Source organism: Colwellia sp. Bg11-12, from assembly GCF_014076955.1.
In the GTDB taxonomy this organism is placed as follows: Bacteria; Pseudomonadota; Gammaproteobacteria; order Enterobacterales; family Alteromonadaceae; genus Colwellia_A.
The window spans coordinates 153,385-170,526 of record NZ_JACGUZ010000053.1; the positions used below are offsets into that span (position 1 = coordinate 153,385).

The 17,142-nt window shown below is 38.5% G+C and carries 12 protein-coding genes; 5 read left to right on the top strand and 7 right to left on the bottom strand.

The window, feature by feature from the left end:
- Window positions 1–120: 120 nt before the first annotated feature.
- Entirely contained in the window at window positions 121–1,131 is a 1,011-nt protein-coding gene (locus tag H4J39_RS04305; protein ID WP_259368752.1) for an ABC transporter substrate-binding protein, read from the top strand.
- Window positions 1,132–1,282: 151 nt separating this feature from the next.
- Here the strand turns inward: H4J39_RS04305 and H4J39_RS04310 are convergent, their stop codons facing one another.
- Genes H4J39_RS04310 through H4J39_RS04320 form a run of 3 tightly spaced genes read right to left on the bottom strand, consistent with a single transcriptional unit; the run spans window position 1,283 to window position 5,668 of the window.
- Window positions 1,283–3,709 carry an ABC transporter permease gene (locus tag H4J39_RS04310; protein WP_182226147.1) on the bottom strand — a complete coding sequence of 809 codons (2,427 nt, stop codon included), beginning with the start codon at window positions 3,707–3,709 and terminating at the stop codon, window positions 1,283–1,285.
- Complete coding sequence (locus H4J39_RS04315) at window positions 3,702–4,403, bottom strand: ABC transporter ATP-binding protein (protein WP_182179275.1); 702 nt, start codon at window positions 4,401–4,403, stop codon at window positions 3,702–3,704. Before H4J39_RS04315 ends, H4J39_RS04310 begins: the two co-directional genes overlap by 8 nt.
- Window positions 4,400–5,668, bottom strand: a complete 1,269-nt coding sequence (locus H4J39_RS04320; RefSeq protein WP_182226148.1) for an efflux RND transporter periplasmic adaptor subunit — start codon at window positions 5,666–5,668, stop codon at window positions 4,400–4,402. Before H4J39_RS04320 ends, H4J39_RS04315 begins: the two co-directional genes overlap by 4 nt.
- A gap of 315 nt (window positions 5,669–5,983) precedes the next feature.
- On the opposite strand from H4J39_RS04320, the gene H4J39_RS04325 reads away from it, so the two are divergent.
- Together H4J39_RS04325 and H4J39_RS04330 are read left to right on the top strand one after the other, a co-directional pair.
- The gene (locus H4J39_RS04325; RefSeq protein ID WP_182226149.1) at window positions 5,984–7,354 is read left to right on the top strand and encodes a sigma-54 dependent transcriptional regulator; all 1,371 of its coding nucleotides are present in this window, start codon (window positions 5,984–5,986) and stop codon (window positions 7,352–7,354) included.
- Window positions 7,344–8,663 (top strand): PAS domain-containing sensor histidine kinase, encoded by a 1,320-nt coding sequence (locus H4J39_RS04330; protein ID WP_182226150.1) that lies wholly within the window; start codon window positions 7,344–7,346, stop codon window positions 8,661–8,663. The genes H4J39_RS04325 and H4J39_RS04330 overlap by 11 nt, the downstream gene beginning before the upstream one ends.
- Before the next feature lie 157 nt (window positions 8,664–8,820).
- Here the strand turns inward: H4J39_RS04330 and H4J39_RS04335 are convergent, their stop codons facing one another.
- Together H4J39_RS04335 and H4J39_RS04340 are read right to left on the bottom strand one after the other, a co-directional pair.
- On the bottom strand, window positions 8,821–11,715 hold the full coding sequence (locus tag H4J39_RS04335) for a pitrilysin family protein (protein ID WP_259368753.1): 2,895 nt from the start codon (window positions 11,713–11,715) through the stop codon (window positions 8,821–8,823).
- 189 nt (window positions 11,716–11,904) lie between these two features.
- Window positions 11,905–13,551, bottom strand: a complete 1,647-nt coding sequence (locus tag H4J39_RS04340) for a hypothetical protein (RefSeq protein ID WP_182226151.1) — start codon at window positions 13,549–13,551, stop codon at window positions 11,905–11,907.
- Between the two features lie 176 nt (window positions 13,552–13,727).
- On the opposite strand from H4J39_RS04340, the gene H4J39_RS04345 reads away from it, so the two are divergent.
- Window positions 13,728–15,509, top strand: coding sequence for a PhoX family phosphatase (locus H4J39_RS04345; protein WP_182226152.1), 1,782 nt, complete (start codon window positions 13,728–13,730; stop codon window positions 15,507–15,509).
- Between the two features lie 89 nt (window positions 15,510–15,598).
- Here H4J39_RS04345 and H4J39_RS19085 read toward each other — a convergent pair whose 3' ends face one another.
- A complete protein-coding gene (locus H4J39_RS19085) occupies window positions 15,599–15,727 on the bottom strand; it encodes a hypothetical protein (protein WP_259368754.1) in 129 nt (42 codons plus the stop codon).
- Window positions 15,728–15,737: 10 nt separating this feature from the next.
- Window positions 15,738–15,956: a hypothetical protein gene (locus H4J39_RS04350; RefSeq protein WP_182226153.1), complete on the bottom strand. Its 219-nt coding sequence runs from the start codon at window positions 15,954–15,956 to the stop codon at window positions 15,738–15,740.
- Between the two features lie 254 nt (window positions 15,957–16,210).
- On the opposite strand from H4J39_RS04350, the gene H4J39_RS04355 reads away from it, so the two are divergent.
- Window positions 16,211–17,142, top strand: a 932-nt coding sequence (locus H4J39_RS04355) for a proline dehydrogenase family protein (RefSeq protein WP_182226154.1), incomplete at its 3' end; no start/stop codon positions are given.

Consider the following 17,142-nt stretch of genomic DNA (forward strand, 5'->3'; position numbering starts at 1 on the left):
TTTCTTGCACTTGTCACTATCCGCTCTTAATCACTATGAAATACTGATAACTATCAACTACACTCAAAGGAAGCATCCGAAAACCTTAAATGATGAGGCTAGCTAATGTTACTCTGCTTTTTGACAAAAAAAAATCAAAGTACCTCTACTGCAAAAGCTAAAATATTTAACTATGCGTTAGTTTCTTGTTTGAGTGCTAGCAAAAGTATCGTTTCACTCCTTATCTTACTGATTTATTGCAGCATTAACTCCATTGCACAAGCACAAGACGAAAGGTTAGTCGTTAGTTATTACGCTAATGGTCAAGAACTTTCTATTTTTGGTAAAAAAACATCGCAAGGCTATCGCTTTAATGGGCACGCTACAAAAATCATTAATTTAGCGACTTTAAATTGGCCTCCTTACATTGGTGAGGAACTTTGTAATAAGGGTTGGGTATTTCAATTTACTGTCGCACTACTCGCCAGTAAAGGCTACCAAGTCAATATTAATTTTTATCCATGGGCAAGAGCAGTAAAACTAGTAGAGCAAGGAAGAATTGATGTACTTTTTCCTGAATACTTTATTGAAAAAACCGCGCCTTCTGATCATTACCCCAAAAAAACTCGCCGAGAATTACTCAGCTTATCCAATAAATTTCCCGGTGGCGGTTTAGCGTTATTACAGCGTAAAGGCAGTGATTTTAATTTAGATAAAGGCTTGTCGGTACTTAAAGGTAGAATAATCGGTGTCGTGCGTGGCTATCAAAATACCCCTGAGTTTGATGCTATGATGGATGCCAAAGTGTTTTCGGTGGTTGAGGCTGTTGATGAATGGCAACTTATTGAGTTATTAACCTCAAAGCGTGTCGAGTTTATTGTTGGCGATCCTAAAGTGTTTACCTTTACGATTAATGATTCTCCGTTAACGCCAAAGCAGAAGCAGCAATTACTCAACAAAATTGAATCGGTGAAACCCAGCCTAGATTATAAGCCTTTATATTTTGCTGTGAGTAAAAAGTCACCACAAGCAGAGCAGGTAATGAAAGATATTAATATTGCTATTGCACAGTTTAAAAAAAGCGGGGAAACAGAACGGTTAATCCAGCTTGGCGCTCAATGCCCTGATGTCACGCTCCCCCTTTCTCTTTAATAATACTCTCCCGGCTCTTCAGCCATTTAATCAAAAGGTATAAGCTACTGATGAAATGGCTTTATAGAAAGCCACCAAAGCATAAACTAACCATTAATGGTTAAAATCTTGTTGAACCATCTTCAGATTACGGTCGTTTACTTAAATAAAATTACTCATATCGCAAACTCGATGAGGGTTTCACACTGGCAGTTCTTAATGCTATCGCAGCCACAGTAAACCAAGTAACTAGAGCTACAACTATCGCTGCTGCAATGTAAATAATAAAACTCTGATTTATCCGCTCATTAAAATTATTCAACCAGTTATTTATAAAGTAATAAGACACTGGAAAAGCAATCAATAAACTCAAACCAATCAGCACAATAGATTCTCCGGTTAATAATGTCATTAAAGAAAGTCTCGATGCTCCTAAGACTTTACGAATAGCAATTTCTTGACCGCGCTGTTGGGCACTAAATGATGCTAAACCAAACATACCAACACAGGTTAGAAACACAGCCAAGGCAGAAAATATTGCCACCATATCGACCAACTGATTATCAGTTTGATAAAGCTGTTGATAATTATGCTCCACTAACTCAATTTCTACCGCATTTAACTTTAAACGTTGCTCAACGAGATTAATAATATCTTTTTGAATTTTATACGAATGCTGGTCGTTCACTTCAATAACGACTGAACCGGTACTCGGGATAGTTAAACCACAAACAAATAATACCGGATAAGCGATATTTCGAGCTGAGCCAATCTTGACATCTTTGACAACACCCACGATTTTTCCTTGAAGATTTTGGTGTCCACCTGCACCAAAGTGCCAAATTTGACCAATAGCTTGTTCAGCAGTTTTATACCCTGCCGCCATTAACACTGATTCTGGAATAATAATGGCAACGGTTTTTTGTTGTTCATTAAACCAGTCTGATTGATATTGAGCTGAGAAGTCACGACCCGCAATCAGTTGTAGACCTAAAGCCTGTACGGCATTAAAACCCACTCCACCCAAGCCCATACCTTGGCTAAAGTCATTTACACCTGGTATTGATGATACAAATGCACCGGCATTGGTCGACTTTGTTAAATCAAAATCAATAGGTGTCGAAGAAATAACACCGTCAATAGTAGATAACGCTCGATAAAATAACTGATTGTTTTTTGGAAAAAGCAAATCAGCAGGCACATCAAGAACTCGGAGACGTTGGTTTTTCTCATAATTAACTTCTAAATTTTGTAAGTGATGTAATTGAAAATATAAACTAGCCGCGGCAATGATCAAACTCACCGATAACGCTGATTGTAAAATCATTAATGACTTTCTCACTAATATAGCGGTTTTTCCTCGTCCAAAATCACCACTGAGCACTCTATGAAGACTAAAAGAAGAAATAAATACCGCGGGATATAAGCCTGAAGCGATCCCAATAGCCACCGTAGTAACAATAATTTCAAACAGATATTGTGACCAATTTCCAATCACAAGTTCGCGGCCGACCAACTGGTTGAAAGCGGGCAATAACAATTCAACTAACCCACAAGCGAATAAAGCTGAAATAAGTGCAATAGCAACAGACTCAGTTAAAAACTGCACAATAAGTTGCAACTTACTGGCACCAAGGACTTTACGAATCCCGACTTCTTTTGCCCTAACACCAGCCTGAGCAATACTCATGTTGATATAGTTAAAGCTTGAGATCAGTAATAATAAAAGACTCAACGCGATACTGATCAACACCGTTTTTTCTGACCCCCCTATTTTCATATCAACCGTAAAGTTAGGAGCAAGATGAATATCTAGCAGCGGTTGTAAATCAAAGCGAAGCTCATTACTTTCATCTTGCCAAATGCGATTGAATATTTCAGTGGTCTGCGTGGCTATATTGTCAACATCAGCATCCGGTGACAACTTCAAGTATGTGTATGATATTTTACCTCTAATATGCATAAAGGCTTTTGCTGAAACAATTGAACTCATTGCATAATGACTATTATCACTAAAATCTGCAAATACCGCGCTCACTTCCATAGTCTGGTTGTTTTCAAGCAACAAAAATGTTTTACCGACGGCATTTTCACTACCAAATAAACGCAGCGCTTCAGAAGACGATAAGGCAATCTTATTGGGCTGACTTAAAACCGTTGCCAAATCGCCTTGCAATACATCGATAGCAATGAAATCTGTTAAGTTTTCCGGGGCAGCAATAATTTTTTCTAACTTGAAATTGTCAGCACCTATGCTCACTTTTCCTGTCCATAAAAACTTACCGTTAATCAAGTTTAAAACGTCTTCAACACCAGACACTTTGGTTAAAAATTGATAGCCATGAGGTGATGTCATCGGATATTCGTTGCCACTGAGTTTTTGATGCATAACCACACGATAAGTCCGACTAGCGTCAGGTTGAAAATTGTCGTAAGAATTTTCATTTAGGGTAAAAAGCGTGATCATCAATGCCGCAGCTAAGCCAATAGATAAACCAATAACCGTTAAAACAAGGTTCATCTTATGACGTACTAACGATCGAAAGGCACTAACAATATAATTGCTAAAAAGAGAACTACTTAATAAATGTTTAAGCATATTGCACCTCACGCGCGGTATCACTGGCTTGATCAACGATAATTTGACCATCAAAAAGGCGGATTACTCGACTGGCATATTTAGCATCATGCTCAGAGTGAGTAACCATAATAACGGTAGTGCCATCAGCGTTTAACTCTCTCAGCATCGCCATAACTTCCTCGCCATTTTTTGAGTCAAGATTACCGGTCGGTTCATCGGCTAGAATTATTTTTGGCTTGATAACTAAGGCTCTAGCAACCGCAACTCTTTGCTGTTGTCCGCCAGAGAGCTGTTGGGGCAAATGATCTGCACGATGTTCAATAGCCACTTTTTTCAAAATGTCGCTGACACGTTTTTTACGCTCAGCTTTAGATATTTTCAAATATTGCAAGGGTAATTCGACGTTTTCAAAAACGGTTAAACTGTCAATTAAATTAAAACTTTGGAAAACAAAACCAATTGATGAACTTCTTAACTTAGAGAGTTTACGTTCACCATATTTAGCAATATTTTGCTCAGCAAAGTAATAATCACCACTGTTTGGCGAGTCCAACATACCTAACATTGAGAGCAAAGTTGATTTCCCACAACCAGAAGGACCCATAATAGCTAAAAAGTCCCCTTGTTCTACGGTTAAATTAATTTTATTAAGAGCTGTTGTTTCAATGTCTTGTGTACGAAAAACTTGTGATGCGTTAATCAATTTTATCATGATTTCTGTCCTGTAATTTTAATAGTATCGGCTTGATTAAAAGCGTTATAATTTGACGTGATCACTCTTTCGCCAGCAACTAACCCTTCAAGAATTTGAAAATAATGTAGATTTTTTTTACCTAATTTAATTAAACGCCGCTGTGCTGTGCTGCCATCGTCACTTAGCACAAAGGCCCAGTTGCCACCGGTACTGTTAACAAAAGCACCACGTTTAACTAATAAAGAGTTTTTTATGTCCTTGCTCAGCATTAGATCAAGCTCAAGGCCTTGGCCGCGCTTAATATGCTCGATATTAGCGGGTAAGTTAAACTCAATTCTAAATTGTGCTTGTTTCACACGGCTATCTATTTTTGTCACTTTTATATTATGGCTTTCACCATTTATGAATAACTGCGCATTCATCGCTAAGGTAATTTGGTTCAAGTAATATTCATCAACATTTACCATCAGTTTAAATTGCTTTGGAATATCAATTTGTCCCAATCGAGCCCCTCGGCTTTTAGACTCGCCCAACTCAACATTCAATTCACTTAAATATCCTGATACCGGAGCTTTTATCAGTAAGTTATCTAAGTTTCTACGAGCAAATATCAGATTTTTTTGGAGCATTTTTGCACTTTCTTCAAGCTGTTCAACTTGCACTTGACGTATTTCTTCTTCTTGTTGCTGTCGTTGACTCGTTAACGTTTGGCGTTGTTGGTAATAAAGTAAATCTAACTCAAGACTTTCAAGTTTATCTTTAGCCAAAACGCCCTGCTCGACCAAGGGTTTGAACTGTTTAATTTTACGGTTAAGGTGTGATATTTTCAGCTCAATTTCAAGTAAGTCTCGACGTAAATTAAGTCGATTAGTTGTCATGGCCATTTGGGTATTACGTAAAAAATTTAACTGCTCAGTAACTTGTGCTTCTCGGCTCATTACATCTAACTGCAGTGAAACATTCGACAAGCGCACTAAGGCCTGGCCTTTAACAACATACTGTCCTTGCTCAACCAATTTTTCTTCAATGCGGCCACCCGCTATAGCATCAAGGTAAATGGTTGATTGGGGACTAATACTGCCTCTTAACCTGAGTTTGTCGGCGAAATCACCCGAAAAGACTTTTGCTGAAGTTAGTGTGTTTACCGAGACATGCTGAACCTTACCATCGACACTTTTTGCGCTTATTATCCAAGCGAAAACCACAAGTATCGAAGCAATAAGCAACATCACGCTAATTTTGGCAAACTTGTTATATTTGAGCTGTTGAATATGTTGGTCCATGTTGCCATCCTATTATCATAAATGTTTCACGGTGAATGTTTATACCTAAACTATTTGAAGATGCTGGTTTGGGTATATATCATTCACGAAAGTAACACTATTATTACAAGTCTCGTGCCACTATTAATAAATATAAATATCAACAACTTACCAAGTAAATCATATAAGATCGTTAATAAGCGTCCACGAGTAGAACAACTAGCTGTCCATTTATGGACAGTTTTACTTTTCATTATTAGGGGAGTCAGGTAGGGTAATTGCAGCCTAACCACGTTAGTTTTTAAACAAACGCCTATTTAACGGAAATGAAGCCTCATGAAACAGTCTGGACGTGTTTTAGTTGTAGATGATAATCTCGACATTTTAACCTCCTCTCGCTTATTACTTAAAAAGCACTATAGCCTAGTAAAAACAACTGATGATCCGCACCAAATTGAGGAATTCCTTGGCCAATTTGATTTTGATGTCATTGTCCTCGATATGAATTTTACCCAAGATGCGTTGAGTGGTCAGGAAGGCTTTCACTGGTTAAAAACCATATTATTGATCAATCCAAGTATTGTGGTGATCATGATGACCGCCTATGGCGATATCAAGCTTGCTGTTGATGCTATTAAAGCAGGCGCTTCCGATTTTATTACTAAACCTTGGCAAAATGATCAGCTACTTGCCGCTATGGCTTCGGCATTTCAACATTCACAAACAAAGAAAAAAGTTGATCAGCTAACCAGACAAACACAAGGGTTAAGTCAGGTAATGAACGGCGAAAGCCAGCCTTTTATTGGCCAAAGCGCAATAATGCAACAAGTCTTTAGTACCATCGACAAAGCCGCTAAAACTGATGCAAATATTCTCATCACTGGTGAGAGTGGTACCGGTAAAGAATTAGTCGCTAGAGCTGTTCATCAGGCGAGTTTGCGAGCCAATAAAACCTTTATTAATGTTGATATGGGCGCAATTACCGAGACATTATTTGAAAGTGAGCTTTTTGGTCATAAAAAAGGCGCGTTCACCGATGCAAAGTCTGATCGCATTGGTCGCTTTGAACTCGCCCGAGGCGGCAGTATATTTCTTGATGAACTCGCTAATTTACCGTTAAATCAACAAGCAAAATTATTAACCACGCTACAAAACAGAGAAATAACCCCGGTTGGTGGCGTTAAGTCGATTGCTATTGATATTAGGTTAATCAGTGCCACCAACGATAATCTTTTAGAGGCTGTCGATAACGGCCGCTTTAGACAAGACTTACTTTACCGAGTCAATACCATTGAGATACGTTTGCCGCCATTGCGCGAACGTAAAGAAGACATTCCCTTGTTAATTAGTTATTACCTCAAGCATTTTTGCCATAAATACAACCGAGCGTTAGTGATTAACGCCTCCGACATTCAAAGACTGAGTCGTTATTCTTGGCCAGGTAATGTCAGGGAATTATGTCATGCCATTGAACGGGCGGTCATTTTAACGGATGATAAAAGTCTTGATATCAGCTCTATTATTAACACCAAGCAAACTCCAAAAATAGCTAATGATAAGCCAGAAATATTCAATTTAGAGCAAGTAGAACAACTCACCATTGCCAATGCTTTAAGTCATTTTAAAGGCAATGTTAGCCAGGCGGCGAAAGCGTTAGGGCTAACGCGTGGTGCGCTATATCGTAGGTTAGACAAGTATGAGCTTTAATAACGAACTATTAAAACAAGTTAGCTGGTTGGTCATATTTTCGCTATTGCTGCTCAGTAGTCAATTTATGTATCAACAATATGGACTGTCTGCTGTGGTGGTCATTTTACTGATAACCACTTTATTTGCCGCGATAAAATTATTGGTTTTTCATCAACAGAGCAAAAATCAAATAATAAAAGTGATTAACGCGCTGGCAAATAATGATCCGAGCTTAGGGTTAACGCAATCAGACCCCTTATCCGAAAAACTCACTCAACTGCGGGATCAAATACAACATAGCCGCCTTGAAGCTGAAGTTCAGGCGCAATATTTACAAGCTCTGTTAATTCATCTCGACATCTCTATTTTAGTGGTTGATGACAATGACAATATCTTGCATAAGAATCCCGCCAGTGAACGATTACTTGGCCACTTAACTAAGAGTATTCGCCCATTGGCAAAGTTGGGAGAGTTAATTAGCCAAACGCATACCAGTGCGCGAGTTACACTTTCGTGGCAACATGGTGAGCACTCAGACACTCTTTCTGTTCATATTAGTTGCTGTGAAATTCAAGGGAAATCATTAAAAGTTGTCAGTATTCAATCTATCTATCAGGCGTTAATTGCCAAAGAACAACAAGCTTATAAACAGTTAACCAGAGTGTTAACGCATGAAGTCGCCAATTCAATTACGCCACTCGCGTCATTAGCCCAAACCGCTGTTGATTTATTGCCTGATGAACTTGTATTCATCGACAGCGAAGACAAAGAAGACCTCACCGAAGCATTGACCACGCTGGCCAACAGAACTTCGCACCTGAGTGCTTTTATCAAAAGTTTTCATAAAATTGCTTCTTTACCAAAACCAATCTTAGCTGAGCTTAATTTAGCCGAATTAGTGGCAAGCGTATTAAGTTTATTTAAGGGAGAAATGCAAAAACAAAATATCAAACTGAACTTGTCAATTCAGTCAAGTGCTTTGCTAATGGCAGATAGCGCTCAACTAGAGCAAGCACTCATAAATATTATCAAGAATGCTATTGATGCACTATCAAAGTCTGCGCACAAAGAGATTTCTTTAACGCTTTATCAAACCGATAATAGTACCCGCCAAGAATTATTATTAGATATAGAAGACTCCGGTCCGGGTATTGTAGACCACGTCAAGGAGCAAATTTTTGTGCCGTTTTTTACCACAAAAAATAAAGGGTCAGGCATAGGCTTGAGTTTATCTCGGCAAATAATGGTTCAGCATGGCGGCGATTTAAATTATATTGATAAGCAAAATTGTGGCGCCTGTTTTAGGTTGGCATTCGGACGGTTCTAAGCATAAATTCCTTCCATAAAAACATTGATAATGCCGATAAGGTTAGGAGTATTTAAAGTTGAATGTTGAATGTTGAAACAAGGGGTTATTAAAACTTATTAATTGGGCAAATAATGCGTTATCTGCCCATCTAAATCTTACTATGTCTAACTCGCTATTAATGCATTTGTTCACCATCGGTATTTAACACGATGGGGTCGCCATAACCAAAGTCTTTCATACGAGCTAATTGAGTTTTCGCATCGCCAACGACTAAATAAATCATTGACTGCTCGTCAAAGTATTGATCAATATTTTTATGGATGTTGTCTAATTTTAAGCCCGTCACATAATTTTGCTGCTGGTCAATATAGTTAGCAGCTAAATCAAATTGACTCATAGTAGTTAACATACCTAATAACTGATCCAAGGTTTCAAACTTACGAGAATTACCTTTAATAATCATGTTTTGTGTTACCGCGAGATCTTCTTCTGTAAAGGTATTTTTGTATTGACCGATAAGCTCTTTAAATATCTCCAACGATTCTAAAGTCACATTAGTTCGCACTTGCGATGACGCTATAAAAGGTGACTGATAACTCGCCCCTCGAATAGAAGAATATGCTCCGTAAGTGTAGCCTTTCTGAATACGTAACGTCTGCGCCAATCGACCACTCATACCACCACCTAAACGATTATTAGCCACTTGAATAGGATAGAAGTCTGCATTTTGACCAGAAACAACGGGCTTACCAACCATAATGACTGATTGTTTAGCATCAGCAACATCGATAAAGTAAAACTGGGGTTTGTCACGCTCTGTAATCGTCGGTTGCTTAGGCAATTTAACCTTATCACCTTGCCAGTTATTCAGTGAGGTTAACGCTTTATTGACTTGGCTTTCGTTAACCGCACCAACGACATGAAAGCTCGCCATTTTTGGTGATATGTTATGTTGGTAATATTGTTTTGTATCGTTAAGCGTTATATTCCCAACCGTATGCTCAGTACCTCCTATAGGGTTTCCAGCGACATGTTTTTCTGAGTAAAGCAGTTTATTAAAGACATTATTTGCAATAGTGTTCGCATTACCTTTAGCTTGTTTAATACGTGTTAAACGTGTGCTTTTCAAACGAGCAAACTCGCTTTCTTGCCACCTTGGTGTAAGCAACATTTCACTAAGCAAATCGACTGTCGCATCAAAATTCTTAGCTAATGAGCGACCTGAAATAGTAACAAATTCCCTATTACTCGATATACGTAAATTAGCCCCTAATAAACCAATCGCTTCTTCTAACTCTTGCGGTGTTTTAGTGAGTGTTCCTTCGTTCATTAATTGTGCCATTAACCCTGCGGTACCTAGCTTATTATCGAGGTCTAATTGCTGTCCTCCTTGAATCGTTAGGCTGAAGTTAACAATGGGTAGTTCATTTTGTTCGATACCATAGACTTTTAGTCCGTTACTTTGAACGTTTTGCCACACATCTGGCACATTTAGTGTAGGTAATGCGGTTAATGCCGGCTCACTTCTGTCATGAACTGTTGGGGTTACTTCAAACGTTATCGCATCATTTTCAGCGAACTTTTCTTCTTTTCCTTGTTCGATTTTTTCTTCAACCACATCGGCTTTTTTAGAGCCAGACACAATAAGATCAATTTGGTCTTTCGGTACAAAACTTGTGATAATACTGTTTTTATTTTTAATGTACGTTTGAAAAACACGTTTAACATCAGCGATACTTACCGCGGTAATGTTAGCAATATCTGCTTTTATAAATTCAGGTGAACCGGCATATTCATTATATTGACCCAGTTTTTGCGCTTTATCTAAGATGCTTTCAATTTCATAATAAAACGATGTTTCTTGCTCTGCTTTAATCTTAATGAGTTGCTGTAATGTAAAGCCATTTTTTTCAAAAACGGTCAAAGATTCTTCTATCGCTTGGTAAATAACATCTAACTGAGTACCAACATTACCACGTACCAAAAGGGTAAAAGTACCGGCAATTTCTTCTGAACTATTCCATGCGTAAACACCCGGTGCCAGTTTTTTATCTTCAACAATCGTTTTATATAGCGGTGCTTGTTTACCTGACGATAATATTTCAGCAAGCGCATCTAACGCGTAAGAGTCTTTATGATATTGCTCGACGGTTGGAAATGTTACACGTATCTCAGGAAGTTTTGCAAAGTTGTCTAAATGATAAAGTTTTTTAGTTTCTTTTAATGCCACCGGTTGTGGAGACATTGCAGCCATTGCTTTACCCGCTTTAATTTCACCAAACCAACGTTTTACTTTCTCTTTCGTTTCTTCAAGTTCAAAATCGCCGGCAATAACCATGGTTGCATTTGAAGGTACATAAAATGTTGAATAAAACTCACGAACATCGTCTAAGGTTGCCGCTTGTAAATCGGCTAAATCACCAATAACTGTCCAGTTATAAGGATGTCCTTCTGGGTATAATGCTTTTTTGATGACATGACCGGTATGCCCGTATGGTCGATTATCTACACGTTGACGTTTCTCATTTTTAACGACCTGTTTTTCACGCTCTAACGTACCTTGGTCAACCGTATTGATCATAAAACCTAAACGGTCAGAGTCAATCCATAACAATTTGTCAAACGCGTCTTTTGGCACCACTTCATAGTAAATAGTACCATCGCTCCATGTGCCACCATTTCGACTTCCTCCAAGCTCAGGAATGAGCTTACGATTTGAACCTTTTGGTACATTCTCCGAGTCATTGAACGACATATGTTCAAAAAAGTGAGCAAAACCAGTTCTTCCTGGCTTTTCACGGTTAGAGCCAACATGCACAATCGTTGATATTGCGACAATAGGATCTGACTTATCTTGATGTAAAATGACTTTCAAGCCATTTTTTAAGGTAAAAGACTCATAGGCTAGGTTTAAATCACTCCCAGTAGATTTTTCAATGCTAGCCATATTACTGGTATTATTTTTTGCTGAATCAGCCAAACCACAGGCACTCAATACAAGAGTAGCGGTAAGGGTGATAGCGACTGTTTTGTTGCTTTTAATAAAATCAGTTATTTTTCTTATTTTCATTACGCTTTCCTTGGTCTATGACCTTTCGACGAGATAAAGAGAATTATTCATAATAATCATCTTATTAATCTATCTGAAACTAACGTAAAGAGGTACGATTTTTATATAAAAAAACGCATTTCACTATTATTGACGGGGCAATAATAGTGAAACTTCAAGTGATACTCGATAACAGTGTGCTTAGTAACGTTAATCGACCGCCTTGTCAGACCAATCTAAGCGGATGTCCCACCCTTCGACTCTATGTGCTGGTTTTAAAGGGGCAACTGATTCATCTATCGTTTTATGAACATTAATAGCGGGCGTAATATTGACATCGCGTCCGTGAATAAAACTCTGTGTTCTAACAATTTGGGTATACGCTTTATTCATGGCATAAGCACGCAGTTTTGAAGGGGTAATTAACGTATAAACATCAGCTTGCATGACTTTTTCCTTATCAACCGAACCATCTTTTTTATACCACTTGCTTTGCATCTCCATGTTTTCACGGAACTCATTACCGCCACCATTGATTTGTAAGTATTGTAAAATCTCACCTTCTTTTTGCCCTATCGATGGCACATCTTCCATGCCTTTCAAATCAATATAACCCCAGCCTGCCCTACCCGTTACTTTGCGTGGAAAAGCAAACGTTTGATCAATCGTTGTACCAATAGCAGAATGACACCCCATGCAATAGAAAGTTTCTTCGTAAGACTGAGGCCTTAATTCACCTTTATAATCTTCAATGTAACCTTGAATCAGCCAGCCAAACTTATTATTAAAACCACGGTCTTTAACGCGAATATAACTGGGTAATTGTTCATCAAGTTTCTCTTTACGCTCTCGGCGATAGGCACTGTCTATTTCGGTGTCAGTTAATACCTGTGTTTTGGTCATATAGCGCAATTCTTTCATCCGCTGAGGAATATAAGTTTCGCCTTTTTCGTCTATACCAATATAACGCACCGAATGCATAATTTCGGTATTAACGGGATATTGCTGACGGGGCACTTTAATATGTTGAGCGTCACCAACAAAATACTCTTGAGCCAATAGTAATTCGACCGGTGCGGTAAACTGCCCATCTTTATTTAAATCTTTATTGATATTTGTTTCATCGGCTGGAAAAATATCTATTTCGGCTAATGATTTAATGCTCATTTCAACCAAAGACAGATTGATTAAATAGACATCTTCATTATATTCACCATTGAGTTCCCTAAACTCCTCTGACAAACGAATTAATACGTCATCAGTTGCGCCATTAGTTGGCCAGAACGTCCCTGGAAATGGTTTATAATTAAAGGCAACCCAACCAGTGCCATCTTTTGCTATGCCTTTATCGTTAAATGCTTCACTTGCTAGATGATAATCCTTCAAATCTGGGATAAAGCCTTGCCAGCCAGTTTCTTTCAATTTTTTAGGCAACTTACTGTAATTATCTTCATCTATGTATTGTGCTATTTGTTCATCTGATATTTTTTTTATCCAAGGTTCACGGTTAACAAATAGGTTTTTCCAGCTGTTAATTTCACCTTCATCTGAAAAGTTATAAAGCCCTTGGTTAACGCCGTCATTACGTAAATTTGTGCGATAAGGGGTATCTTCAGTGATGCGGTAAGTTTGATGGCAGGTATAACAAGGATTATTACTTCCTGCTGTTTTGGTATAGCACTGCGAAGGGATAGGCGCTTCTTCATTCAAGCTACCATTCGCTGTAGGTGTAATAATTTCATTTAACGCTACAGATGGCAATAAACCTGCATCCATATCATCGCTTTTTGAAAAACCTGAAAAACCAATAAAGATAAACAGTACAAGTAAACACAACAATAGAACGTAATTTTTCATAAGCCTTTATAACCCATTCATTTATATATTGGGTAAATCATACAAGGCCTTTATTACAGTTATTTGAAGCACGCCTTCATATTTTCTTAACAATAAAGTAAAAAAGAAGTCATTTAACTGTCACACCCCAATATTACTTTAATAGCGTTTTTACACATAACTCTAGGAAAATAAAAATGCTGAATCTAAGAAAAAGAAAAATAGCCACGTTAATAGCAGTGATTCTCGGTTCGTCAATGTTAACGGCATGTGGTGGTGGTGATGACGGTTCAAATGGTTTAAACGGCGCGAATGGTGCAAGTGGACTAGACGGTACAAATGGCGTCAATGGTAGTGATGGCGCCAATGGTACTGCTGGTACTAACGGTACGAATGGACAAAATCTCACCGCTACAGCTAAGCTAACCCGTTTAGCGACAGTGCCGGTTGGTGCAGAAATTACCGGTATGTTTTTAACCGATAACGATGAGCTTTTTTTTAATGTTCAGCATCCTTCCGATTTGTTAGGTAACGAAACACCAGCAAAAGTAGGCGTAGTAACTGGTTTTGACTGGAGTACGCTTGATCCAATGACTGAGAGTTTATCAGTCCCTTTAACAGACGATGAAAAAATGGCAGTGCGTGTTGTTGCCGGTAGTTACCAAGTTTTGGGGCAAGCAGGTGATACTTTCAATAACCAACTCCCTCATGGTTTAGGGGCTATTACAACTTCTGATAAAACAACTGAAATTAAGCAATCTCAAGATCCTGATTTCAATGCTTTTGTGCCAACTTCTGCTAGTGGCGATACGGGTTTTTTATTCACCGCATGGGAAGACCGTCCGGGTGCAATGAGCCGTATAGAACTCTCTAAAGAAGACAGTGGAACTTGGACAATAGGTGATGCGATTAACGTTGATTTTTCAGCGGTATTAGGCACAATCATTAATTGTTTTGGTACGCTATCACCATGGAATACCCCTTTGACATCAGAAGAAAACTACGAAGCTGAAAATACTGAGCAATGGAATAACACCGCTTACTTAGATGGTTACCCTAGCTACCCTGATGTTAAAAATTTACAAACCTATTTGGCAAGCTCGACATTACCTAACCCATACGATTACGGTTATATTGTTGAAATAACTAACCCAACCTCTACTAGCCCGACACCGGTGAAACATTTTACTTTAGGTCGTGTTGCTCATGAGAACTCTGTGGTAATGCCCGATTGGAAAACAGTTTACACCACTGATGACGGTTCAAATAAAGCCTTTTATAAATTTGTTGCCACTAACGCAGGCGATTTAAGCGCCGGCACTTTATATGCGGCTAAATTAACGCAAGATGCGACAAAGTCACCTGCAAAGGCTGGTTTTGATATTCAATGGATAGAATTAGGCAGCAGCAACAATACCGAAATAAAAACCTGGATAAATTCATACAATGGTATTACGGAAGCTGATTACATTGAAGGTGAAACCAGCTATATACCTCAAACCGAAATCGATGATTGGGCAACTAATGGAACTGGCGATGACCGCTACGCATTTTTAGAAACATTACGTGCAGCTAAAGCCAAAGGCGCAACAACTGAATTTCGTAAAATGGAAGGTGTCGTCATTAATTACGATGGCGTTGCTAGTGGTGCCGTACCTTTCATGTATGTTGCGATGTCTGAAGTAGGTAAAGGTATGGTTGATGAAATTGGTGATATTCAGCTTGATTCATCGGCCTATTGTGGCGCGGTATATCGTTTTGGCGTACAAACAGACTTCAACGTTAATCGCATGGAACCGGTAGTTGTTGGTGGAGCTTATAATTCAGACGGCGACGCTAATGGCAACAAGTGTGATGTTAATGGTATATCAAACCCTGATAATTTAGCCGTGATGGACGATGGTCGTGTTTTAATTGGTGAAGACACCAGTAAGCATGTTAATAACGCTCTTTGGATTTATAATCCAAAAGGTGAATAACCTTTAAAAATTCAGCGTTAATATTGATAAAGCCCAGCATGTCTGGGCTTTTCCTTAAACATTAATACGTAGTCAATCAATAGCGTATTTTAACCGGTTAGTTTTAATTTAATAACCTGAATTCCAAGTTGTTCTGGTACGTTATTTAATTGCTCACTAGACACTGATATTGTTTCAGTAAGAATAGCGCTATCTCGGGTCACTTCGGCTATCGACATTAAATTTGAATTAATTTCTTCTACAAGCTCGTTCTTGCTCAACTGCTCTTGCTGCTTTTATTGCCGTATTAAATAGAAGTGGGTTTGTTTGATCAGTAAGACTACGAATGTCGTTAAGCAGACTTTCTATATCATTACCTTCTATATTATTACTTTCTTTGCTCAATTCCTGAAGGGTTCCCCCAGAACGTTCAATATCAATAACCCACTTTTTACAGAGGTTTACCACAAGATTAATGAAGTTTAGCCCCTAGTTGAAGTGTTTTTGCTCAGCCCTATATTTTATACCTTATATTTTATATTTTATTTAACCATGAAATACATTCTATGGTGGTATTGTACTTTAGCGACATTTATAATTGGGCAAATCAGAATTGAACGCATAAATTCTATTTGTTTTTATTTAGAATGCTCGAATACATTCTATTGTAACTATCGCTGCATAACACCAAGCTGGTATGTAGTCATTTTGAGGAAGAGTATATGCTTTTTAATGGTTCGTTTAGCACAGACTGCCCAATTCGTCAGAAAATTCGTGAATTTTATCGTATTGATGAAAATATAGCAGTAGATCATATTCTACCTGTGGCAGAAGTTAATGTTAGTGCTAGAAGTCGAGCTTGGGAAAGAGCTCGTAAAATGGTTTTACAAATTCGTAAAGACCAATCTGGGAATGGCGCGATAGATGCCTTATTAAAAGAGTACTCACTCTCAAGTGAAGAAGGTGTGGTCTTGATGTGTTTGGCTGAAGCTTTGCTTCGTGTGCCAGATAAGCACACTCAAGATGCCTTAATACGTGACAAAATTTCTCAAGGACAGTGGAGCAGCCATTTAGGCAGCAGTGATTCATTGTTCGTTAATGCCTCATCATGGGGGTTATTAATCACCGGTACGATGGTGAATTATGCCGATAAACGTAAAAAAGATCGTTTTGGTTTATTGAAAAAAGTGATTGGTCGTTTAGGCGAACCTGTTATTCGTAAGTCAATGAACTACGCCATGAAAATTATGGGCAAGCAGTTTGTAATGGGTGAAACTATCCAAGCGGCGACTGAACGAGCGGCGACTAAAGAACAGCAAGGTTATGTCTATTCATACGACATGCTCGGTGAAGGCGCCCGCACCATGGGTGATGCTGACCGTTATTTTAAAGCCTATCAGGTAGCAATAGATGCCATTGGCGGCGTTGCTCGCGCTTCGGGTAAAAGTGACCCTCGCAGAGTTCCTGGTATTTCAGTAAAACTTTCAGCGATTCATCCGCGTTATGAATTTACCCATAAAGCACGCGTAATGGCTGAAATTGTGCCAAAACTTAAGGCACTTTGTTTACAAGCAAAAAGCTACAATATTGGCTTAACCGTTGATGCAGAAGAATCTGAACGTTTAGATATATCACTTGATATTATTGAAGCTGT